The organism is Pantoea sp. A4, from assembly GCF_000295955.2.
In the GTDB taxonomy this organism is placed as follows: Bacteria; Pseudomonadota; Gammaproteobacteria; order Enterobacterales; family Enterobacteriaceae; genus Pantoea; species Pantoea multigeneris.
Window position 1 is genome coordinate 121,261 of sequence record NZ_ALXE01000039.1, and the last position, 22,177, is coordinate 143,437.

General features: G+C 50.4%; 18 protein-coding genes. 7 read left to right on the plus strand and 11 right to left on the minus strand.

Annotated features, from left to right (window positions below; all coding sequences use genetic code 11):
- The first annotated feature begins 178 nt into the window (after positions 1 to 178).
- Positions 179 to 325 (plus strand): hypothetical protein, encoded by a 147-nt coding sequence (locus B880_RS26750; RefSeq protein WP_017348712.1) that lies wholly within the window; start codon positions 179 to 181, stop codon positions 323 to 325.
- Here the strand turns inward: B880_RS26750 and B880_RS0117320 are convergent.
- The 3 genes from B880_RS0117320 to B880_RS0117330 all read right to left on the minus strand — a co-directional run bounded on the left by B880_RS0117320 (position 302) and on the right by B880_RS0117330 (position 5,611).
- Positions 302 to 1,270 carry a ParB family protein gene (locus tag B880_RS0117320; RefSeq protein ID WP_017348713.1) on the minus strand — a complete coding sequence of 323 codons (969 nt, stop codon included), beginning with the start codon at positions 1,268 to 1,270 and terminating at the stop codon, positions 302 to 304. The two genes, B880_RS26750 and B880_RS0117320, sit on opposite strands and share 24 nt — an antisense overlap.
- A 7-nt stretch (positions 1,271 to 1,277) precedes the next feature.
- Positions 1,278 to 2,477 (minus strand): AAA family ATPase, encoded by a 1,200-nt coding sequence (locus tag B880_RS0117325; protein WP_017348714.1) that lies wholly within the window; start codon positions 2,475 to 2,477, stop codon positions 1,278 to 1,280.
- Positions 2,478 to 4,681: 2,204 nt separating this feature from the next.
- Positions 4,682 to 5,611, minus strand: a complete 930-nt coding sequence (locus B880_RS0117330) for a RepB family plasmid replication initiator protein (protein ID WP_026042734.1) — start codon at positions 5,609 to 5,611, stop codon at positions 4,682 to 4,684.
- Between the two features lie 413 nt (positions 5,612 to 6,024).
- Here B880_RS0117330 and B880_RS0117335 point away from each other — a divergent pair, with 413 nt between their 5' ends.
- Complete coding sequence (locus tag B880_RS0117335) at positions 6,025 to 7,395, plus strand: aldehyde dehydrogenase family protein (protein ID WP_017348716.1); 1,371 nt, start codon at positions 6,025 to 6,027, stop codon at positions 7,393 to 7,395.
- 6 nt (positions 7,396 to 7,401) lie between these two features.
- Here the strand turns inward: B880_RS0117335 and B880_RS0117340 are convergent, their stop codons facing one another.
- A complete protein-coding gene (locus tag B880_RS0117340; protein WP_017348717.1) occupies positions 7,402 to 8,583 on the minus strand; it encodes an NAD(P)/FAD-dependent oxidoreductase in 1,182 nt (393 codons plus the stop codon).
- A 426-nt stretch (positions 8,584 to 9,009) separates the two neighbouring features.
- Between B880_RS0117340 and bamA the strand changes: the two genes are divergently transcribed.
- Positions 9,010 to 11,418: an outer membrane protein assembly factor BamA gene (bamA, locus tag B880_RS0117345; protein WP_017348718.1), complete on the plus strand. Its 2,409-nt coding sequence runs from the start codon at positions 9,010 to 9,012 to the stop codon at positions 11,416 to 11,418.
- Positions 11,419 to 11,648: 230 nt separating this feature from the next.
- Here the strand turns inward: bamA and B880_RS0117350 are convergent, their stop codons facing one another.
- Positions 11,649 to 12,200, minus strand: a complete 552-nt coding sequence (locus tag B880_RS0117350; protein ID WP_017348719.1) for a helix-turn-helix domain-containing protein — start codon at positions 12,198 to 12,200, stop codon at positions 11,649 to 11,651.
- Between the two features lie 103 nt (positions 12,201 to 12,303).
- Here B880_RS0117350 and B880_RS0117355 point away from each other — a divergent pair, with 103 nt between their 5' ends.
- The 3 genes from B880_RS0117355 to corA are packed head-to-tail and all read left to right on the plus strand — an operon-like array spanning position 12,304 to position 14,297.
- Positions 12,304 to 12,969 (plus strand): AzlC family ABC transporter permease, encoded by a 666-nt coding sequence (locus B880_RS0117355; protein WP_017348720.1) that lies wholly within the window; start codon positions 12,304 to 12,306, stop codon positions 12,967 to 12,969.
- Positions 12,966 to 13,289 (plus strand): AzlD domain-containing protein, encoded by a 324-nt coding sequence (locus B880_RS0117360; RefSeq protein ID WP_017348721.1) that lies wholly within the window; start codon positions 12,966 to 12,968, stop codon positions 13,287 to 13,289. Before B880_RS0117355 ends, B880_RS0117360 begins: the two co-directional genes overlap by 4 nt.
- A 39-nt stretch (positions 13,290 to 13,328) precedes the next feature.
- The gene (gene corA, locus B880_RS0117365) at positions 13,329 to 14,297 is read left to right on the plus strand and encodes a magnesium/cobalt transporter CorA (RefSeq protein WP_017348722.1); all 969 of its coding nucleotides are present in this window, start codon (positions 13,329 to 13,331) and stop codon (positions 14,295 to 14,297) included.
- Here the strand turns inward: corA and B880_RS0117370 are convergent, their stop codons facing one another.
- The 4 genes from B880_RS0117370 to B880_RS0117385 form a co-directional block, all read right to left on the minus strand.
- A complete protein-coding gene (locus B880_RS0117370; RefSeq protein ID WP_017348723.1) occupies positions 14,298 to 17,081 on the minus strand; it encodes an autotransporter family protein in 2,784 nt (927 codons plus the stop codon).
- Between the two features lie 198 nt (positions 17,082 to 17,279).
- Complete coding sequence (locus B880_RS0117375) at positions 17,280 to 18,050, minus strand: molybdate ABC transporter permease subunit (protein WP_017348724.1); 771 nt, start codon at positions 18,048 to 18,050, stop codon at positions 17,280 to 17,282.
- Between the two features lie 2 nt (positions 18,051 to 18,052).
- On the minus strand, positions 18,053 to 18,973 hold the full coding sequence (locus tag B880_RS0117380) for an extracellular solute-binding protein (protein WP_017348725.1): 921 nt from the start codon (positions 18,971 to 18,973) through the stop codon (positions 18,053 to 18,055).
- Positions 18,974 to 19,065: 92 nt separating this feature from the next.
- Positions 19,066 to 19,626 (minus strand): DsbA family protein, encoded by a 561-nt coding sequence (locus B880_RS0117385; protein ID WP_017348726.1) that lies wholly within the window; start codon positions 19,624 to 19,626, stop codon positions 19,066 to 19,068.
- A 240-nt stretch (positions 19,627 to 19,866) separates the two neighbouring features.
- Between B880_RS0117385 and B880_RS0117390 the strand changes: the two genes are divergently transcribed.
- The gene (locus B880_RS0117390) at positions 19,867 to 20,076 is read left to right on the plus strand and encodes a hypothetical protein (protein ID WP_017348727.1); all 210 of its coding nucleotides are present in this window, start codon (positions 19,867 to 19,869) and stop codon (positions 20,074 to 20,076) included.
- Here the strand turns inward: B880_RS0117390 and B880_RS0117395 are convergent.
- Positions 20,061 to 21,383, minus strand: a complete 1,323-nt coding sequence (locus tag B880_RS0117395; RefSeq protein ID WP_017348728.1) for a sensor histidine kinase — start codon at positions 21,381 to 21,383, stop codon at positions 20,061 to 20,063. The genes B880_RS0117390 and B880_RS0117395 overlap by 16 nt on opposite strands.
- Positions 21,380 to 22,120 carry a response regulator gene (locus B880_RS0117400; RefSeq protein WP_017348729.1) on the minus strand — a complete coding sequence of 247 codons (741 nt, stop codon included), beginning with the start codon at positions 22,118 to 22,120 and terminating at the stop codon, positions 21,380 to 21,382. The genes B880_RS0117395 and B880_RS0117400 overlap by 4 nt, the downstream gene beginning before the upstream one ends.
- Between the last annotated feature and the right edge of the window lie 57 nt (positions 22,121 to 22,177).

Sequence of the window (22,177 nt, forward strand, 5' to 3'; positions counted from 1 at the left end):
ATTCGGCTGGAGAGCTTTTGTGGAAAAAGGGCATTTTTGGCCGAAATGTTTGGCGATTTCAGCCTGAAATTTCAGGTCAGCGGTAGCCCGTCAGCCAATTTTTATGGGTTATCCCCTGGTTGCCCCCTTTAAATCAACCCACATTCCTGCATGACATCAGCAATGCTCCAGGGATGACATGCGTATCGATGCAAACAAGCCATCTTCATGCTCAACCATAAAAAAAGCCAGCCTCAGTGGCTGGCTTAAATCATCTCATTCAGCAGCGCTGCTGCGCCAAAATCTGAACCTCAGGGAAAAATTATTTATTGAGGTATTTATCTAAGGTTGCATTGATGACCCGATCTAACTCATCCTGCAACTCTTTTGACTGACGGTTGAACTCATAGCTGAACATTCTGCCACGGGTCTTTTTCCGCGCGAACCGGTCTTTATCGGCGAACGTCCAGAGGTTGCTGGAGACGACTTTTTCTTTTGCAGGCGAATCAATCAGCGTCTGACTGCCATTACGAATCAGCCGCAGAATGCCGTTTTTAATCTCATCTTCTGCCAGCCCTTCTCTGGCACAAACCTGATCGACATCCATAGAGATGGTTTCAACCAGCGCTTCAGTGGACTGGCCAATCTCGAGCAGCTTTTCACTGGCTAACAGCAGCGCTTTATAATCCGGGTGTGTGAGCTCAGAGTGATTGGGGAACAAAGCGATTAAATCTGCAGGCACGCTTGCCGCCTGTAATGCACGAGTCACTTTTGCCTGTGACATTCCCTGCGCTTCCGCAATGTCTTTCTGCGACAGACCGCCGTTTTTCAATGCCAGTAAACGTAGCCCGACTTCTCGCAGATTATGTTCCCGCGCAGTCTGAATATCATCAGCCAGGCGCCGGGCTTCTTGTGCCGTAATCGCCGTTTCTGTGACTAAAATATCCAGTCCGGTTTTACAATACAGTGCCGCAGCACGGCGGCGAGAGCCATCCAGAACCTCAATTTTATCGCCTTGACGCACACCAATGGCCGGGAAGAACTGCTGTAACTTGATAGTGCGAATAATGTCACGCAGTGAATCCGGTGTCAGGCCAGCCTGATCGCGGCCATTGGTTTCCATCAGAACAAAGGTTTTCTCTTCAATATCTTTAGCTGCAATACGTTCCAGACGGAAATGGGCTTTCTTGCCCGTGGACAGCACAAATGTTGGGGCGTAATCACCCGACTCTTCGTTGGTGATCGGCGTCTGACTGAATGTTCTACCAATCGTGACTCTTTTATTACTCATAATAACCTCAGTTCAGGCGGATGAATTCGATACGATCAAACACAGCCTTGGCAAAATCTTCAGCGGCGGTGCGGGCGTTTTTTAATGCTTCACTGCTGCCCACATAGGTTGATGGATTCGCCGAGATAACGGTATCAAATGACTCGCCACAACGTTCAAAACCGTCCAGACGGGGAAGGGTGGCATCGAGCATATCGCCGCCAAAAATCTCTTTAGCCAGACTGTGGCACAGTTTGTGATCCGCTTTATTCGAAAGTTTCGACATAAAGCCAATATTTCCCTGCAGCCGACAAATGGCACCTGATGACTCAATGATATCAACCAACTCCGGCAGGCGTGTCAGATACTTCAACGTAGAGTGGAAATCAACCTGAGCAGGCGGCACTGGCGTCATCAGTAAATCAGAAGCCGCAATCGCATTTTTCAAAAATGCATCCAGGTGTGGCCCGCTATCAATAAAGATAAAATCGTAATCCTGCTTGAGTTTCGCCACGACATTATCATGCAACACACTGTGCACATTTTGGCCTGGCAAATGTTCGGCACAGAGCTCATCCCAACGTGAAGCGATAAAGGCATCATCGATTGAGGCAGGGAGCACATCCACGCCGGGGATAATTGAAGAGACAATAAAATCTTGCAGCAATTCTTCACGCGTCACATTTTGCAGCATTGCCTGAGCGGCTGTCGCTTCCACCAACCCCACCGAACGCTCATGATTGAGGAACATAGTGGCAGAAGATTGTGGATCGAGGTCGATAACCAGAATACGCAAATCTTCTAATAGCAGATGGGGATGAGCACGTAGCGCATGTGCCAGGGAAACGGTAGAAACGGTCTTAGACACGCCACCTTTAAGGTTGCCAACAAACAGCGTGAAGGCTTCACTATGGCGGTCACGATATTTTGGCACACCACGATGATGGTAAATATCGATGATATTTTGAATGGACATCGCATACTTGGTGGAGCTTCCTGCGGCACGCTTATCAAACTGATAACCAGATTCTTCCATCTCATTAACAGCGTAATCAACGTTAGCACGCGTCAGCTTAGGCAATTTGGCCAGCGCGGCTTTAGCATAAACTTGATAATAGGTGTTCTCGTGTAACTCTTCTTTCTGCGCCTGGATTTGCTCAGTGAGGCTCAGCAACATTTTTTCTGAACGCTGTGCCACTCTGGAAATTTGCTTTTCGTCGTTAGCCATACTTGCTCCACACATGTAGGATTTTCGTTTTTATACATAAATCCTCCATATAAGGCAACCATTTATCTTTATTAGCCAGACCGCCTGCTAATCGATGCTTTATTAACCCATTGAGAACAGCGTCCCAACATTCACTGCAATCAGTAGCCTGTGCTGCTTTATTGACGAATTAGCTTACGAAATTCACTGTAATCAGCAATTCCCGCCATGATTGATGCAAATTTGCACTCTCCATCACAAAAGTTCACTGTAATCAGTGGTAAGGGCCATAAACTGAGGGCGGATCTGATGATGCACAGCCAAACATTCACTGTAATCAGCACTGTTTTTCGAGTTGAGTCTCGATATGACAGCAGGGAGAGGGTGATAACAAGCAAAGATTCACTGTAATCAGTAAAGCTGCGCCGTAATAGCTCACTGAATCACTGTGATGTTCACTGTAATCAGTGATTCCCCCTCTAGCCGACAGGGGACTTCGCTAAACATTCACTGTAATCAGTGAGCTGTTACCGCAAGCGCACTCATACTGATAAAGGGCTATGTATTTCGTGAATAGCCGCACCAGAAAGACGGCAGGGCGGTTTTCATCACCTGACAGACATCAATCCACTTCAATCCCGCTAAGTTACGCTCAGAGGCGCTCACAGCGTTTGAGTCATCATCATTTATGCGAGTCGATATATTCATTTCCACAGCGAGCAAGTTTGAAGCTGTCGGCTAACAGGGCACAGTGCCGTTTACCTGCAAACATTCACTGTAAACAGTAGACGAAGGTTAGAACGATTGGGATGGCTGAGGCGATTAGAACGGTTGGGAAGGTTGGGAAGGTTGGGAAGGTTGGGAAGGTTGGGAAGGTTGGGAAGGTTACAATGAACCATAAGGCTAACGTTCACTGTAATCAGCAAAGTCTCGTTTTGAGCCGATCATTCACTGTAATCAGTAGCTGTTATTCGATTAAAAAACCCCGTGGATGAGCAAAGGATGTGTGATCCACAAACAACGTAGCCAGAGAGATGAGCATCAGACTGGCTTCTCGCTGGAGGGAGTCAGCCTGACATTCACTGTAGTCAGTAATCCTCTCTGATCGATCCTGGATCAACATTCACTATAGTCAGTAGCTTTTTACTGGGGAAATGACGTTGTCACTCAGGGGAGGGGAATACATTCACTGTAATCAGTATTTGTTATGACGATATTGATATTTAGTCATTGCCTCCAGTCTGCTTGTCCCGGCGTACATTCACTGTAATCAGTAATCCCTCACGACGATATACCTTGATTAACAGCTTCTGAGACCGGCATTCCACGACATGTCCTCATCGCGGTAACGAACATTCACTGTAATCAGTACAGAGCAGCAGGAGAGGGCAACGGGCGGTTATGCTGAAGCGTTCACTGTAATCAGTAATCACATGCTTATGATGAGTGGAAGAGAATCAAAATTGCGCATATCGCACCGCTAACGCTCAAAGATTCACTGTAATCAGTAAAGCGAGCGGCAGTCGAAGGTTGATCATTAGTGGAAAAATGGGATCAAGATCATAAAAACATTCACTGTAATCAGTGATCGACGTTGCGCTTAAGGGCAGTGAAAGTGAATGATCCTGTGATCGGGATCTAAAAACGTTCACTGTAATCAGCAGACAAGATCATCCCCAATTCCTTGATTACAGCCATGATTACGTACCACTGATGCGGAATTTCCTCTGAACCATTCACTGTAATCAGTCATGTCACAAACCCTGTCACTTTTTTATCCAGAAAATCGACTGGCAGTTAAGATAAAAAAACAACCTATTAATCAATGAGATAAATTTTCTTCTTTCATTGTCGGCGCTGTTAGTCGCGGCAGAAGCTAACGTTCACTGTAATCAGTAAAAGAAGCTATTTCTCACATTCACTGTAATCAGTAACCCACATGCCACACTCAACACATCAAAGTTAGTTAGCACTAACTAACGGTCATATCTCATTGATTATAATCAAATAGCAAAGTGAGTCATAAAACAGAAGAGCGGCATTCACAGCCAGCGCTATCACCTTTTACTGATTACAGTGAATGCCTACTGATTCTAGTGAATGTTTGCTGATTACAGTGAATGTGGCAGGAAGCACTGATTACAGTGAACAGAAGGGCGAGATGTCACTTTTGCGGAAAAAGTGACACTCGTGGAGGTAACTACTGATTACAGTGAACGTGTGGTTCAGTCATCAAATTCAATGTCATCTAGCGCATCAATACTCTCCAGATTGCCGATGCCATCGAGTTTAGGGGTTCTGCTGTGTATGATGAAAAACACGGAGCGTCCACGTTTGACTTCTGAATAGTCCAGATAGCCAATCTCTTTCAATTGCTCCATCGCGCGGCGTACCACATGGTTCTGGGTTGTGGTTTTAGAACCAAGATTTAGCCGCATACGCAGCCTGGCAAGCGAAATAGGTGCCGGGTTAGTCGGTAAGCTTTCCAGGAAGGTATAGAGCGCCTGAGCAGACTCCTTGCGCTTTAAACGCGAGATCGCTCGCAGCTGAAGCAGGACTTTATGGTCAAAATTATAAAGCTCAAACAACTTAGGATCGGCCTGAATCTGTACCAGATCCTTTTCACGATCGTAATAAGCCGATTGCACCAGGTGAGTGTGATACGCTTTACCATTGCCTTCAAATGAGAGGGTATTGGTGGCAATCCGCCGTAGGGAAGCATCCAGCCGTTTGCGTAGCGCAGCCGAAGAGTTCGCTGAAGGGATACCACACATCTTCACGAATTCAATAAAAGGCAACGTGACAGTGTCCCCTTTTGAAGGGTAACGCGAGAATGACTGAATGATCCCAGCCCAGGTTTTAAAGTCATTATCCATGTCCAGACGGGCACCTGTGATCGTGATCTTTTCATAACCTTCAGCTTTGACCAAAGAGAGGTTTTTAAGCTCTTTGGTCGCATCCGTCGAGGCCATGGCCCCGGATTTACCGCGTGCGGTGGACTTTAACGTGGGAACAAACAGCCCCAAACGCATCAAAGCGACTGGCTGAACCGTATTATTCTTGTTGGGTTGCAGCTGAATAACTTCGCCACTGTTTTTCGTTACGGACAGAAAAGGCTCAAGCAAGGCATTGTTTTCCATATCTTTATCTGTCATAGCCCAGGATCTTCGTTTATGTGGATAAAAAGGATCAGTTGCTGACTACAGTGAACATTAACACTGATTACAGTGAACATACTACTGTTTATAGTGAATAAAACACTGATTACAGTGAACTCTTTACTGATTATAGTGAACGCGATCACCCTTTGAGCCCTTGGTGGGTGCGGCCTGCGACGATCGGGGATCTCTTTGGATCTCTATATGATCTCTCTATTGATCATCTTTAAGGATCTAACCTCTGTATAAGTGGATAACTGCCTGTCACCCCATGAAATCCATGATCCCCGCATCCAAACCGCATCCGTTCTCAAAATGAAAGTAACTTGGTTATTATTATTCATTTTTCATCAATAAGTGCGCGGCGTATGGTAGAAGCACTTCCTGACATAGATGAGATGAGAGCTACCATGACCGAATATGCGATTTCTCGAAATCCAGCCACTGGCGAAATTATTGCGCGTTACCCAATGCTGAACGCCGCTGAACTTGAACAATCTCTGGCAACCAGTGCTAATGCATTTGCAGCATGGCGTCACAGCGCCATGTCTATCCGTGTGGCCGTATTGCGTCAACTGGGTGAACAACTGCGTCAGCGAGAAGCAGAGCTGACACGCAGCATTACTTTAGAGATGGGCAAACCTGTTGCTCAGGCGCGTGCCGAAGTTCTGAAATGTGCCAGTCTCTGTGACTGGTATGCTGAACACGGCCCAGCCATGCTGGCAGACCAACCCACACAAGTGCCGGATGCATGGCAAACATTTCGTCCTGTAGGACCGATTCTTGCGGTAATGCCATGGAATTTCCCGCTCTGGCAGGTGCTACGCGGCGCAGTCAGTATGATCCTTGCTGGAAACACCTATGTACTGAAACATGCCCCTAACGTCATGGGCTGTGCCACACTGATGGCCGATCTCTTTACCGCAACCGATCTTCCGGCGGGTGGCTTTACTTTGATCAACGTAGACAATGACGGTGTTTCTGTTGCGATCAAAGATCCTCGCATCGCAGCAGTTGCTGTAACCGGAAGTGTAAGAGCAGGGGCTGCAATAGCCTCACAAGCCGGTGCAGCACTGAAAAAGACCGTACTTGAACTGGGAGGTGCAGATCCCTTTATTGTGCTGGCAGATGCCGATCTCGATGAAGCAGTGAAATCAGCCGTTATCGGACGCTATCAAAACTCCGGTCAGGTCTGTATGGCAGCAAAACGCTTTATTATCGAAGCGCCGATTGCTGCAGAATTTGAAGCTCGCTTCACGGCAGCCGTGAAGGCACTGAAAATGGGCGATCCTCTGGATGAGAGCAATTACATTGGTCCAATGGCTCGCGAAGATCTTCGTGAAGAGTTGCACAACCAGGTAAAACAGACCCTCAAAGAAGGGGCACGTCTGGTACTGGGTGGTGAAAAGATCGAGGGAGCAGGGAACTACTATGCACCGACGATCCTCGCAGATGTGACGTCTACCATGACGGCATTCACCCAGGAACTGTTTGGGCCGGTAGCCGCAATTTCGGTTGCACGGGATCCTGAGCACGCACTGGAACTGGCTAACGACAGCGAATTTGGATTAAGCGCCACGGTCTGGACTGCAAACGACACTATCGCTAACGACATGAGCCAACGGTTAGAAACCGGTGCTGTGTTTCTCAATGGCAACGGTGCGTCCGATCCACGCGTTACCATCGGTGGTGTGAAAAAGAGCGGTTATGGACGTGAATTATCTCATTTTGGCGTTCATGAGTTCTGTAATATTCAGACCGTATGGAAAAACCGCCGCTAACAGGCCTTACTGGGCCGATGGCAGATAAGCTGGGGGTGAGGATGACTTTGTTGCAGAAAATGGCTTCAGCACGCGCTGAGGGGCATAACTGGCTAACAGCGTCGAGCGATCTCCCTTAATCATCTCTTCTGTCACCAAACGACTCAGAATAGGTGCCAACGTCATGCCACTGTGTGTGACGAGTAAATAGGTGCGCTGCAGTGGGGTCATGTAACCCACTGCAGGTAAGCCATCAGCCGGCAACGCGCGCTGTCCCGTCTCAATTTGCTCTATCCTTGCGCCCTCAGTATTGATAAACAGTCGGCGTAACCGACGTAAAAACTCTTTACCGATTAAGCCATCAAGCGCTGGCGAGCGTGCAGGATCAGTATGGTCATCGAGGTCTAATGCCTGCAACAGAAGGCGACCGCCGCCATCAGGCCGAATATTGAGTTCAGGCGAAATAATATTGCTGTTAATCTGCAGAGGAAGTGCAGATGTTCGTGCCAGTAGACTACAAGCTCTTTTTCCACCCACGTTCGAATTCACCAGGTCCAACTGTAAGCCAAACTGGGCGCTTAACTCCGGGGACCAACGACCCGTCGCAATCACCACCTGATCCCCCTCCCAGGACTCACCGCTCGCCAGAGTTAATTTTGCTGCATGAGCCGACTCTTCAATTGAGATAACTTCGCTGTTCTGGCGAAAAAGGGTTGGCGTAGAACGGATATCGGCTAACAGGCGGGCGATAAATAAACTGGGGTAGAGCAAACACTCAGTGGGAAAATACCATCCTTTTTGGATCCGGGGATCAAGGCGTAGCTCAGGAAATTGTGCCAGCAAGGCTTTACGTTGCACAGCACAGGCCGTATAGCCTTGCGTATTGAGCTGCTCAGCCCGCTGTTCCAGTTGCGCCTGAATGCCTTCATCGGTTGCCCACTCCCAGGTGCCGGTTTCCAGCAGCCACGGTGTCGAAGTGGAAGCGTCTCGCTGGAGGCGCTTATGCTCATCAATGCCTGCCACATTGAGCTGATGATAACTTTGCGGTGTTTTGCCATTCGAATTGATCCAGGCAAAACTGATTTGACTGGTGCCGCTCCCGGCGGTGTTTTGCTCAAACACCGTCACTTTTGCTCCACTGAACGCCAGTGAGCGCGCCAGAGAAAGCCCTAAAACACCGGCTCCAATCACTGCTATCCGTTGTGTCATCTGCCATACCTCATCATGTGAAAATTGCGTTTACCGTCATGAAGCATCGTATCACCACCCAGGGGCATGCAACTTAGAGGGGTTATAGGGATAACTGATGACCTTATGCAACATACAAATATAGAAGGTCAGAGTACTCTGTGTAATTTCATCGAAAATAAACTGTGAAGAATACGTTTTGTTATTTTTGCTCTGCCCTAATTTGTTCAAAATCAGGATTTCATTTTTCCTTCAGCTTTATGTAAGGGAAAAGAAAATCCCGTGTTGCTGATGAATTTTCTCTGTGACCTTTTGTCTTCAGGAGGGAATAATCGCACGCTGATATGGCAAGCTAATACAGAATCTGACCCTGGTTTTTTTCTGGCGCTTACCCGGCGATGCAGCGGCCAAACGGGTATTTAAATACGGACAGGCATTAAGAATTCAATGAATCGCAACCTCATCGCGCTACTGCTTTTTCTCGGGTCGGCTGCCTGTCATGCAGACGACCTCACTATTAACGATATTCAGTTTGAAGGACTTCAGCGTGTCACGCCTGGTGCTGCACTGTTGAGCATGCCAGTCAAAGAGGGGGAAACCGTCTCTGATGATGATATCCGTCAGACGATCCGTGCACTGTTTGCCACTGGCAACTTTGAAGATGTGCAGATCCTGCGTGACGGCAACCGACTGATTGTGAAGGTAAAAGAGCGTCCGACGATCGCCAGTATCACCTTTGCCGGTAATAAGGCGATTAAAGACGATCAGCTGAAACAAAACCTTGATGCTTCCGGTGTGACGGTAGGCAGTGCCCTTGATCGCACCATGATTGCTTCGATGGAAAAGGGGCTCCAGGACTTTTATTACAGCGTAGGCAAATACTCCGCCACGGTGAAAGCCGTTGTGACACCCTTGCCACGTAATCGTGTTGATCTGAAATTCGTCTTTGTTGAAGGGCTTTCCGCGCAGATTCAACAAATTAACATTGTGGGTAATCAGGCCTTTAGTAGCGATGAACTGCTGTCGCAATTCCAGCTGCGCGACCAGGTGCCGTGGTGGAACTTTATTGCTGACCGTAAATATCAGAAGCAGAAGCTGAGTGGCGATTTGGAAAGCCTGCGCAGTTACTATCTGGATCGCGGCTACGCACGTTTCAACCTTGATTCCACTCAGGTCAGCATGACGCCAGACCGCAAAGGGCTGTACATCACCCTGAACATCACTGAAGGGGCGAAGTACACCATTGCCAGTGAAGAGATCAACGGCGACATGGCCGGGCACTCCACTGAAATTGAACGTCTGGCCGCCATTCCGGTGGGGTCGTTGTATAACGGTAAACTGATCACGCAGAAAGAAGATGCGATTAAGCAGCTACTTGGACGCTACGGTTATGCTTTCCCTCAGGTTTCTACCCAACCTGAAATCGACGATGGCAATAAAACCGTCAAACTGCATATCAATGTAGATGCCGGGCACCGTTATTCCGTGCGCAAAATCATCTTTGAAGGTAACGACACCAGTAAAGATGAGGTGTTACGCCGCGAGATGCGCCAGATGGAAGGCGGATGGCTGGCCAGTGACAAAGTGGATCAAGGTAAAGAACGCCTGAATCGCACCGGCTATTTCGAAAATGTGGACGTAGAGACTCAGCCTGTGGCAGGTTCGCCAGACCAGGTTGATGTGGTTTACAAAGTGAAAGAGCGCAACACCGGGACATTTAACATTGGTGTTGGCTTTGGTACCGACAGCGGTGTCAGTTTCCAGTTGGGGGTTTCCCAGGACAACTGGTTAGGTACCGGAAACACGGTAAGTTTTAGTGGCACGCGCAATGATTATCAAACCTACGTTGAAGTTGCGGCGACGGATCCCTATTTCACCGTAGATGGTGTCAGCCTTGGCGGGAAAGTCTTCTACAACAAGTACAGCGCAGAAGATAATGATCTGTCGGAATATAACCTGCAAAGTCTTGGCTTTGGCAGCAATCTCAGCTTCCCGATCAGTGAAAACAACAGCGTAAACCTTGGGCTGGATTATGTCTTCAACCGCGTCACAGACATGTCTCCACAGGTCGCAATGTGGCGTTACCTGAAGTCTCAGGGGATTAATCCTGCGGTGGGTACTGGCACTAGCGATGAGTCCATGTCGGCTAATGATGTGTTCGCCAGCGTTGGATGGGGTTATAACTCACTGGACCGCGGATTCTTCCCGACTTCTGGTGTGTCTGCTAACTTCACCACCAAGGTAACCATACCTGGCTCGACCAACAGTTACTATAAATCCACGGCTTCTGCTAATGGCTATTTACCGCTAAACAGCAGCCATAGCTGGGTATTAATGGGACGTGCGAAAGCGGGCTTTGCGGATGGTCTGGGCGGTAAAGAAGTGCCATTCTATGACAACTTCTATGCCGGTGGCTCAAGTTCGGTTCGTGGTTTTGAAAGTAATACCATTGGTCCGAAAGCGGCTTACTACAAATGCAACGGCACAGAAAGTAGCTACGGTGCGTGTCCGGTCAGTACCTCGGATGATGCGGTCGGTGGTAATGCGATGGCATTGCTGAGCGCAGAATTGATTGTGCCGACACCGTTTGTCAGCGAACGTTATGCTAACTCACTCCGTACCTCATTCTTTGTTGATAGCGGTACCGTGTGGGATACCGGCTGGAAGAACACCGCGGCAACGATTGCCGCGGGTGTACCTGACTACGGCACACCACGCCTGCGCGTTTCCAGCGGTGTAGCACTGCAATGGCAGTCACCACTTGGCCCACTGGTCTTCTCGTATGCCGTGCCAATCAAGAAATACAGTGGTGATAAGTCAGAACAGTTCCAGTTTAATATCGGTAAAACGTTCTGATCGGCGTGAATAAAATCATGCAGAGCCAGACAGTACCTTTACATAAACTTTTACTGAGCAGAACAGAAAAAAGGAAAGTAGTGGCGTAATATAAAATTGTGCAATGTTCATGGAATGAAGGTTCGCAAAACATCCGTTATTATGCGTTTTAATGGCCATCTTTTACAGATGGCCTTTTTTTATTTCAGGGTATTGTAGTCAGTGGCCAGAAAATACCCTTTTCACCAGGTTTAACCTGGAATTTCAAGTACCATCACCGCTAAAGTATCGCTGTCAAGTGCGCGGAAAATGTGCGGAATATCCCCCGGATAGCAAATATAGTCACCCGGGTTCAGTTCAACGGCAGATTCCTCCGGCCCTATCAACGCACGTCCCTGGGTCACAATAATATGTTCCACCGTGCCTGGCGTGTGGGGATGGGAACAGCGCTGTGAGCCGGGTTGTGCCGTCAGCAGGTAGATATCTCGTCGGGCACCCGGTGGGCAGGTTGCCAGCAGCGTTGCCTGATAATTCGCGAGTTCTGCATTAACTGCCGGACCTTCCCCACGACGGATCACCTGCATGCGTTTCGCTTCCGGCTCCATCAAACGCGCAAAGGGAATGTTCAGCGCTACGCATAGCGCCCAGAGCGTCTCAATGCTGGGATTACCATTACCGGATTCCAGCTGAGAGAGTGTCGATTTGGCAATGCCCGCCCGGCGCGCGACTTCTGCCAGGGATAAACCAGCACGCTGGCGCTCTCGTACCAGCCCCTGAGAAATCAGGTGGATCGGTGGGGTCACAATAGCTCCTGTTATTTTATATCGAACGAAACGTTCGACTTGTAAAACGATATCTCAGTGTTCATTATAATGGAATCTGTGTTCATTATGAGACGAAATTGTGATGTCTGAACGGCGTATCCCCCTCAGCCGGGATGTGATCAAGGCTATTTTTCTGGTGTGCATCGCCGATGCGATTGTTGGGCTCTCCTATGGTTCATTGGCTGCTGCGGATGGGTTTCCGCTGTGGGTGCCTATTGCATTGTCTACTCTGGTTCTGGCTGGAGCGTCTGAATTTCTGTTTATTGGGATCGTGGCAGGTGGGGGAAGCCCCTTTACTGCGGCAGCGGCTGGCTTACTGGTAAATGCGCGACATCTTCCTTTTGGCATTGCCGTACGCGAACTGCCTGGGAGAGGGTGGCGTGGATTGCTGGGGTGCCACATCATGAACGATGAGAGTGTGGTCTTTGGCATTTCCCAGCCTACGCGGGAAAAACGCATTGCCGCTTATTGGCTATGTGGTTTAGGGATTGCGCTGATCTGGCCTCTGAGCGTGGTGGGTGGGGCATTGATCGGTCAGTTTATCCCGGACATTAAAGCAATCGGCCTTGATGCGGTATTTCCTGCCATCCTGATTGCATTGATCTTTCCGGCGCTGCGCCAGCGTCGAACCCGGATCCCTGCGGGTGGCGGTGCATTGCTCTCCCTGCTGGCGGTGCCCTTCGTACCCACAGGCTTGCCAGTGCTGTTCTCTTTACTTGGTTTACTGGCCTGGCGGGACAGGAAATGACACATAACGGATTAATGATCGCAGGCATCCTCCTGCTGGCTGTTGGCACTTACCTGATTCGCTTTACCGGTTTTCGTATGGGCAATCGTCTCACTATGTCGGAAACGGCACGGAGTATGCTTTCAGACGCTGCAACGGTACTGTTGCTGTCCGTTGCCGCCACCTCTGCCTTATACGAGGGAACGCATTTTGCCGGATTGGCCCGCGTCGCAGGTGTCCTGTTTGCCGTGTTTCTTGCCTGGCGTAAAGTGCCGCTGATTTTTATTATTGTGGGTGCAGCCTGCATGACGGCGATTTTGCGCTATGTTGGTGTCAGTTAAGACGGTGCTTAACTGAAGCTAACCAAAGGAAGCTGGGTCATGGTCATAAATTGCGTGCTGTATCGCGAAGGTAAGCGGCAGGAAAAGGTTGAAATTGCAGATATCAGTGAAGCACTCAAGGACGATAACGCGTTTATCTGGCTGGGGTTATATCAACCCGAGCCAGAATTTATGCAGCAGCTGCAACAGGAGTTTCATCTGCATGAGCTGGCTATAGAAGATACCCTCACTGCCCACCAGCGGCCTAAAGTGGAACAATACGGTCAATCACTGTTCATTGCGGTGAATACGGCTCATCTCTCCGATCAGGATGAGATCGTATTTGGCGAAACACACTTTTTTGTCGGCAAAAATTTCCTTATTTCTGTTCGTCATGGTCCTTCAGAGAGCTATGCCTCGATACGTGAAAAAGCAGAGAAAAACGTCGAAATGCTGCGCGAAGGGCCGGGATACGCGCTGTACTGCATTCTCGATTTTATCGTGGATAATTATGGCAATATCATTACTTCGCTGAGCAAACGCATTACCGACATGGAAGATAATATGTTCAGCACGGAGTTTAACCGACATACCGTAGAGCAGGTGTATCGTCTGCGGCGTGAACTCCTGACCCTGCGTAATGCCGCCATGCCCGTGCCTGAAATGTGCCAGCAACTGGTGCGCTTCCATGAAGACTTGATCCCTAAATGCCTGCGCGCGTATCTGCGAGACGTTCAGGATCATGCGCACCATGTCACGATTAATGCGGAAGATATGCGCGAAATGTTGACCAGCGCGATGCAGGTTAACCTGGCGCTGGTGTCCGTTCAGCAAAGCGAGATCAATAAAAAGCTGGCGGGGTGGGGGGCCATTCTGATCGTCCCCACCATTCTGTTTAGTATGTACGGCATGAACTTTAGCGATATGCCGGAGCTAAAGCTGCGCTTTGGTTATCCGGCGGTAGTCGGATTGACCGCTATCGTCTGCTTTGGCATTTATCGCAAACTCAAACGGTCTGGCTGGTTATAGTTACCAGCTGATTCGCACGCCAACACTTCCACCATCATCTCTGCGATGTTGGCTATCCACATCGCTCATATGGCTGAAACTGGCATAAATGCGGGTCTCTTCGCTGATGCGTGCAGCGATACCCACAGCCAGTTGCAGGGCGGTATTTTCTTGCTGGCTGCGAATCACATCTTCACCCAGTGTAACCTCTCCGCTATGTTGAAATGTATGCCAGACATTCGCCTGTAGCCAGGGTTCGATAACACCATAGTTTGCGGCAAGACGCGCGCCGACTCGCCCGCTGTAGCGTTTTCCAGAGCCCCAGTTTACTGTGGCAATGCCATCATTGAGGGTATCCAGTGTCGCATGTTGAGCAATCATCTGCGCTTGTGGCTCAATGGACCAGTGTTCACTCACCGGCAATGGCCATCCCATTTCAACCGAGGCGGTGAGCATGTGCCCGTGAATATCACCACCCAGCCCACGCACCGAATCCAGGGAGCCATCTAGCCAGCTCCATGCCGCGACAGCGTCGATATAGGCTCGATTTTCCAGCAGATGCGTCCAGTAACCACCGAAACTGTTGGCGTTTAGCCTGAGCGAGCCAGCCTGTTGGTTCTTGAAGCCTAAGATCATGCCGTTAGCGTCCCCCCGTGTTGATGAGTAGCTGTAAAACACGCCAGCACGATTTTCTGGCCCATTGCTGCGGTGTGATGACCAGAGATCTTGCCCTACCTGGAAGGTGGCAAGGTTGCCCCTAAAACCTGGTGTGGCGTCACCAGACCACTGTTGTTGGTGGTGCTGAGCCTCAACGCGGCTCCAGGTTGCAGGCATATCATTGTCCTGTGACAGCAGACGCTGCGATCCCTGACGCTGATGGAAAGTCCCAACGGTAAATATGCCAAGATCCAACGCGACGGGCATCAATGCTGAATAGAGCGGGGTTTCCGGGCGATAGAGTGGGACGGGGTCAGAACCGGGCTGTGCCGCAGGTAACGCCGGGCTGCCGGGAGCGGCTTGCGGAATGGCTACCACGGGTTGCTGCTCAACCGGCGGAAGGGTAGGGTTTTCTGGTGGAGGAGAGGGTGGATTGGTTAAGGCTGGCGCGATCAATTGGTTGCGCAGATACCAGTTTTCCTCACTACCTGGCGTCACTCCCCCGCGAAACAGGACATACTCATAGGCACCGGCGGAAACGGTACCTCCCGCAAGATCAAAAGCGCCAGTACGCGTCGTGGCATTATTGATGGCGCTAATCAGCTCAATGCCGTTTCCTGCGGTGTAAGCACCCTGGCCATTAATATTGGTCAGTTGGATCTGCGTGGTGCCGCTGGCCTCTCCCCTTGAAATAATGAAGCGGTCAGTGGGGGAATTTTCATCTCCAAGTTGCGTCTGTAATTTGAGTACTGCGTTATCGCCAATGTAGTTGCCATAAAGCGTCAGAGTGTCTGATGTACTGGTGCTGCCATGAGTGAGATCGAGTGTTCCGGAGGAATGTAGTGTCACCCACTGACCAGCAGTATAAGGCGCTATCTGGCTGTCCCCCGCACCGCCATACAACAGACTTTGGTTATCAATATTAAGGGCCCCGGTCTGAGTCGTGGCATCCCCCAGGACCAGAGGGGAACTTAAAAAGAGCGCGGCATGATTTTGCAGATTAATGGTTTCCCATTGAGTGAAGCGCGCAGGATTATTCGCAATAGCATTATCCAGCGTCAGCGTATCATTACCACTGCCGCCATCCAGCTGTGGCGTACTGGCCAGAGTGTTGATGGATAAATCGCGTAACGTCGCGCGGTCATTATCATTGCCCATCAGAATTGCGCCTTGAATTATCCCCCCTTGCTGCCAGAGAAAACTATCATTGCCGCTGCTCATCAGGATTTGGCCTTTGATATTTCCACCGGTTACTGTGACGCTATCTGTACCGCCACTGACGCTGATATTGCCACCAATCGTACCCTGCGTGACGGTGATGGTATCATTGCCAAAGCCAGTGACCAGGTTTCCGACAATCTGCCCTCCGGTGAGGGTAAAGATATTGTTATCCAGCTTCATATCAACGCGGCCGATTGAGCCACCACTCATCGTTGCTACATCACCGTCGATAAATGCCCCGGTAATGCTTCCTCCGGTCATGGTAAAGGTATCGCGATTATCCCCCTGCGCCAGTGAACCCAGCGTTCCCCCGTGCATCACGAAATCATCGATTCCGCTACCCTGAGCAAGGTTACCCGTAATGTTACCGCCATTAATTACCGCGCTGTCGTTGCCACTGCCTTGATCAAGGTTGCCATTAATTTGGCCTCCATTCATCACAAAGCTATCAGCCCCCGCACCAAATTTAACCGTAGTCGCACCCGCACCATTCAGTGTTCCGCTGTTAATCAGCAGATTGTTGCCGCTTCCATTAAAGGTTATGGCCGGTCCTGCGGTGGCGGAAATCGTGCCGCTGTTTATTACCGCATTATTCCCTTGCCGAAAGGTGATACCGCTGAGGCGGCCGCTGATGGTGCCCGCGTTTTCGACTGTACTTCCATCCGCCAGCGATACAGCATTACCGCTGTTAACGGTAAGCCCACTGTTGGGTTGAACTGTCAGATTATTATTACTGGCACCGGTAGGGCTGATGACTGAAACAGGATCGGGATTGGGTGCGTCCCCGTTACAGGTAACACTGCTGCCAGAAACCGGTGTGTGATCGTTACAGACCGCGAAGGCCATATTGGGCAGGAGAAAAAAGAGGGTTATTGTCGCCAGGCTCTTAAGCTGGCGGAGTAGATACGCATTCAATGGTTTGTGCATGGCTTTCCCCAGAAACAGTGACGTTTTTATAGGTTGTAAATTAAGGGGTAGTCCAGGTATGTGATTATTTCGTTAAGGCATGAATGGCTTTGTGATGCAGGTTAAATAATTCCGGATGTTTACTAAAAATCAGTCGCTTTTGAAACGATCTGCGAGGTGTAAATCAATAAATAAGGGAATTTCACCCTTGCTTATTGGTTAAAGTGCGCGTCGAAAGGCGTTTCGTGTTAACAGAAAACAGGCTAACGGCAGCGGGAGGGTGAACAGCAAAAGCAGCCACATCAATACGTAGACGGCATCGACGCCATCGTTTTGCAGGTTGTTGTACAGCTGAACCGGGATCCCTTGTGGGAAATAGGAAAAAATCATCACGATGCCGAACTCTCCCATCGCCCGAACCCACGCCAGCACGGTAGCGGCTGCCAGCCCTGGTGCTGCAACCGGGATTGCCAGTCGCCAGAACCGTTGCCATGAGGAAGCGCCTAACATCATGCCGGCTTCCAGAATGGGCGTTGGCACATTGGCAAAAGCGGAACGCGCACTGATAACAAACCATGGCAACGCGCCATACCACTGAGCCATCACAAACGACGCCGGATTGTTCACCAGGGTGACGCCAACCCGTTGTAGCAATTCGCCAGCGGGGCTATAAGGCCCCCATGCAGAGACCAGTAAAATCCCCAGCGCGAGCGGGGGAGTCAGCATCGGGATCAAGACCAGCACCTCGACGATCATCCGCACTTTACCGCTAGATTGCGAAAGCCACCACGCCAGCGGCAGGCCGCTGGCAATGATCAACAGCAGCGCAATCCCCCCCAACCCGAGTGAGGTGGCGATAGCGTGGCTATCACCCCATGCCAGTTGAAAGTGCTGCCACTGCGTGATGCCAATTAAGGTTAAAAAAGGCAACAGCAGCAACACTAAAGCGGGCAGGGATAACCATAGCGCTGCTGAAGATTTTTTTTTCATATTTAGTACAGCGCACCGCCTTTAGGTGCCGCATAACCGTTCTGCTGATAGAGTTGCTGACCGGTTTTACTCAGCATGAAATCAACAAATGCCTGGCCTGCCTGTGTACCGTGTGGGGCATTTTTTAAGACCGCTGCATAGTAAACCAGTGGCTGCGTGTGCAGGGTTTTGCTTTCACCCTTGCTGTCTTTCACGGCAAAGCTCACGGTGTCATACCATTTCCTGGCCTGATCCGGGTTACTTAAATTGATCTCATCGGGTAAAGCGACGTAGGGCAGATGCGCCGATTTCACTTCACTCTCATAGCCTGCCGCTGCATCCACCTGGCCGCTTTCCAGACGGGTGAGTAATCCGCCTTCCAGGCTCACCTGAGCCGGGTTCTGTACGCCGCCAAGGATTTTCTCTGCAATGCCCGGCTGGTGATAATATTTTTCCGCCAGCAACAGGGTAAAGATGATGTTTTGACCTTTTGGATCATTGATTGGGTCAGTGCGGCCAAAGCGCAGGCCCGGCGTTGAGAGCACTTTCAGCCAGCTGTCATTACTGCCACTCGACGCCGCAAACTGTTGAGCGTATTGGCTTTTAGGGCTCCACGCGACGACCATACTGGTGCTGGCGACCGGAACGGCGTTATCGATCAAACCTGCATCTTTCAGGATTTGCATCGGTCCTGGCGTAATCGAGACGAACACATCCGCCGTAATCTTTTTGCTCGCCAGTAAACGCGCCATGCCATAAGCGCCCTGACCCTGGCCTTCATAGTGTCCTTCGTTGGCTTTGGCAAATGCAGGGCCGAGGCTCTGATCCATGACTTTGCCCATTGAACCCGCATAGGTGACACGAATATCTGTTGCGGCCTGTACCGACAACGTTGCACCGATCCCCGCTAAACATAATGCGGCAGCCACTAAACGCTTTCTCATTCCATTATTCTCTTGTAGGGAAATAATCTGCCCGATCATCGCAGTCGTGGCTTAAACCTTATAGCAACAGCTGCTACGGGCCAAAATGCCTGTCAGGCGAGAATACGCTTCGCCCAGTCAGCAATATCATCGCCACTGCCGATGTCAGGTTGCACCAGGCCATTAATCATAAAGGTCGGTGAAACATGGATCCCGTTCTGACGCGAATACTTGCTGTGCCATTTGATTTCATTCTGCAATGCCGCCACTTTAAATGCTTCTCGTGCATCTACGCCACTGTACTGCGCAAGGCGGTCGATAAGCTGATTGGGCGTGACGTCCATATTCGGGCCATGGCTATGATCGGTAAATTCAAACGCTTCGCGGTGGTCGGCAACAGCCTGCATCACCTGTTTTGCGGCCTCTTTTCCTGCGGGCAGTGTCGATGCTGCCAGGATATATCGCACAATCACCCCAGAATACATATGCCAGGGTTGTGACTGCAGGCGGATCTTCAACGTCATCTTCTCTTCGCCAACAAGTTGCAGGAGATCGGAGAATTTGTTGAAGGCGCGCACAGAAAAAGGACAAGTAGGTTCAAGAAATACCTCGAAAACCTGAGAACCATGACCCCATACCAGTGGGTCGGCGCGTAGTGGTGTATTTTGAGACATCGGCTTTCCTTGTAAACGTAACTGAGTGATTGCGGCAACAAGTGTATCAGTCAGCGGATTCTTGATTTATGTGACTCATACCTTGGTTGAAATCGGTAAGTGAAGCTATAATGTAACCGTTATCACAACACAATGATTGCGTTTCATCTTCTCTATTTTGCCATTATGTCGAGGTCAGTTTTGCTTTCGGATCTTTCATGGAGAGCTCTCCATCCCCTCATCAACCAAACGATTGCGGATATGCTGAACGAGCAGCAAACGGTTGATGTGCGCTCACTGCGAAGCCGGTTGCGCCAGCTCGCCGAAACGGAAAGCGACGAACTTATGGTGTTGTGTTACTGGCAAGCCAGTAAAGTCCTGCAACGTTTGCCTGCAACCGTCAGCGGTGAACAACTCATGCAGGCTGCAAGGCATGCGTTTCGTTCACCCTTAAATCATGAGCTGGATTGAGGCGGTGGCAAACGCAATTCGACTTCCAGACCCCCTTCCACACGATTATGTAAACGCAATTTTCCTGCCATCTGTGCGCTGAGCTGAGCTGCTATCGCCAGTCCGAGTCCGGTTCCGCCAGTATCGCGATTGCGGGAGGATTCACCACGATAGAAGGGTTGAAGCACCGCTTCAAGTTCCTGCTCTGGGATGCCCGGACCGTGATCAGCCACGCGGATCAACGCTTCTCCCGAGGCAGGTAAATGTAGCGTGACCAGGGCAACCTCGCCAAATTTCAATGCGTTATCAATCAGGTTGGTCATGATCCGGCGCAGTGCCTGAGGTTGCAGCATAAAGGGATGATCGGTGCCATGTACTGTGAACGTCACTGGGTGACCGACATCGGCATAATCGCAGCATAAAACATCAACAAAGGCGGTGATGCTCATCCACTGACGCGGTTCTTCCAGCGTCTGCGAAGCGCGTGCCAGAGCAATACCCTCACGCACCAGCCGGGTCATATTATCCAGGTCTTCGACTAATTTATCGCGCAGTGCCGGTTGTTCTGCCATCTCGACGCGCAACTTCATGCGCGTTATTGGCGTTTGAAGATCGTGAGAGATGGCGGCCAGGATCTGCGCGCGCTCTTTGAGATAGTTATCAATGCGCAGCTGCATGGCATTAAAAGCAGCGGTCGCCTGCATCACTTCTTCTGGCCCGTGATTATTCAGCGTCACCTTTGATTGGGTGCCGGGTTCCAGCGAGTTGACCGCGTCGGTAAATCGGGTAAACGGTTTCACAACCTGGCGTACCGCAAACCAGCTACAGATAAGTAATAAAGCCAACTGGATAAGCACGGTGATCGGCAACCACCATGCTATCGCGGGCATTTTCGGCCAGAGATCCACCGTCAGCGGTGTACCATCATGCAACTGTAAATGGGCCTGAATATGAGGACGATCGCCAGGTAATGAGACAATACTCAGCGGATAGTGGCCGCCCAGAGTCTGTTGCAGGGAACGTACTGCCGGACGTGTGCGCCAACTGTCCGGCCACTCGCCATTCTCGCCTGCATTGAGTTGATAACTATAGTTGCCGCGCGCCAGCTTTTTTAGCCACTGTGGACGTTCAGTCGCCGGGAGACGGTCAAGAATGGCGACGCTGGTGGCAACATCATATTCCAGGTTACTCATCATCACTTTACGTGCGCTGCCCATTCGCTCATACAGCAGCAGTGACAGCGTCAGTGCATTGGCCAGCAATAAACCCAGGACCGTCATGACGATCAGGCGGTAGAGCAGGGATCTTGGCCAGAACGTGAGTTTCATTGCGATGTCTCTTGCACTTTGACCGGCATCGCTAGCACGTAGCCTTCACTGCGCACGGTTTTAATACAGGCGGGTTCACGGGCATCATCACCGAGGCGTTGACGTAACCGGCTAACCAACAGATCGATTGAACGCTCAAAGAGTTCAGCATCTCTTCCCTGCGTCAGATTGAGTAGCTGGTCGCGGGACAGCACCCGCTGCGGGTGATCGAGAAACACCTGCAACAACCGGTACTCCGCCCCGCTCAGCGCCACAACTGTCCCGGCAGGGTCCAGCAGATGGCGCGCAGTCGTATCAAGTTGCCAGTCGCCGAAGCTAATCACCCGGTTTGGCGCAGTGATTTGCAGATTTGGTGGCAGTGCGCGGGTTCGCCGTAAAATCGCTTTAATACGTGCCAGGAGTTCGCGCGCGATAAACGGCTTAACCAGATAATCATCCGCGCCCATTTCCAGCCCGAGAATACGGTCGCTGTCTTCATTTCGCGCGGTAAGCATCAGGATGGGCAAATTCTGTTGAGTGTCATTACGTAGCTGTCGGCAGAGTGTCAGTCCATCGTCCCCTGGCATCATGATGTCCAGCACCACCAGGTCAATATGGCTGTTACCCAACACGGCACGCATCTCTTTCCCGTTTGCTGCGCCAGTGGCGCGATAGCCTGACTTAATCAGATATTCCGTGACCAGCTCGCGTATATCACGATCGTCATCCACCACCAGAATATGGTCAACATGTTCCATTGCTCAACTCCTTGAATAAGAGGGCGGCAACATGGATTGCTGCCCGCTCAGCACTAT

What these genes read in the sequence shown, in the direction of transcription:
- B880_RS0117325 (WP_017348714.1), bottom strand. Translation starts at nt 2,477, where the DNA reads ATGGCTAACGACGAAAAGCAAATTTCCAGAGTGGCACAGCGTTCAGAA.
- B880_RS0117385 (WP_017348726.1), bottom strand. Translation starts at nt 19,626, where the DNA reads ATGTCTCAAAATACACCACTACGCGCCGACCCACTGGTATGGGGTCAT.
- B880_RS26750 (WP_017348712.1), top strand. Translation starts at nt 179, where the DNA reads ATGCGTATCGATGCAAACAAGCCATCTTCATGCTCAACCATAAAAAAA.
- B880_RS0117330 (WP_026042734.1), bottom strand. Translation starts at nt 5,611, where the DNA reads ATGACAGATAAAGATATGGAAAACAATGCCTTGCTTGAGCCTTTTCTG.
- B880_RS0117395 (WP_017348728.1), bottom strand. Translation starts at nt 21,383, where the DNA reads ATGAAACTCACGTTCTGGCCAAGATCCCTGCTCTACCGCCTGATCGTC.
- B880_RS0117390 (WP_017348727.1), top strand. Translation starts at nt 19,867, where the DNA reads ATGCTGAACGAGCAGCAAACGGTTGATGTGCGCTCACTGCGAAGCCGG.
- B880_RS0117380 (WP_017348725.1), bottom strand. Translation starts at nt 18,973, where the DNA reads ATGAGAAAGCGTTTAGTGGCTGCCGCATTATGTTTAGCGGGGATCGGT.
- corA (WP_017348722.1), top strand. Translation starts at nt 13,329, where the DNA reads ATGGTCATAAATTGCGTGCTGTATCGCGAAGGTAAGCGGCAGGAAAAG.
- B880_RS0117400 (WP_017348729.1), bottom strand. Translation starts at nt 22,120, where the DNA reads ATGGAACATGTTGACCATATTCTGGTGGTGGATGACGATCGTGATATA.
- B880_RS0117355 (WP_017348720.1), top strand. Translation starts at nt 12,304, where the DNA reads ATGTCTGAACGGCGTATCCCCCTCAGCCGGGATGTGATCAAGGCTATT.
- bamA (WP_017348718.1), top strand. Translation starts at nt 9,010, where the DNA reads ATGAATCGCAACCTCATCGCGCTACTGCTTTTTCTCGGGTCGGCTGCC.
- B880_RS0117360 (WP_017348721.1), top strand. Translation starts at nt 12,966, where the DNA reads ATGACACATAACGGATTAATGATCGCAGGCATCCTCCTGCTGGCTGTT.
- B880_RS0117375 (WP_017348724.1), bottom strand. Translation starts at nt 18,050, where the DNA reads ATGAAAAAAAAATCTTCAGCAGCGCTATGGTTATCCCTGCCCGCTTTA.
- B880_RS0117335 (WP_017348716.1), top strand. Translation starts at nt 6,025, where the DNA reads ATGACCGAATATGCGATTTCTCGAAATCCAGCCACTGGCGAAATTATT.
- B880_RS0117340 (WP_017348717.1), bottom strand. Translation starts at nt 8,583, where the DNA reads ATGACACAACGGATAGCAGTGATTGGAGCCGGTGTTTTAGGGCTTTCT.
- B880_RS0117370 (WP_017348723.1), bottom strand. Translation starts at nt 17,081, where the DNA reads ATGCACAAACCATTGAATGCGTATCTACTCCGCCAGCTTAAGAGCCTG.
- B880_RS0117320 (WP_017348713.1), bottom strand. Translation starts at nt 1,270, where the DNA reads ATGAGTAATAAAAGAGTCACGATTGGTAGAACATTCAGTCAGACGCCG.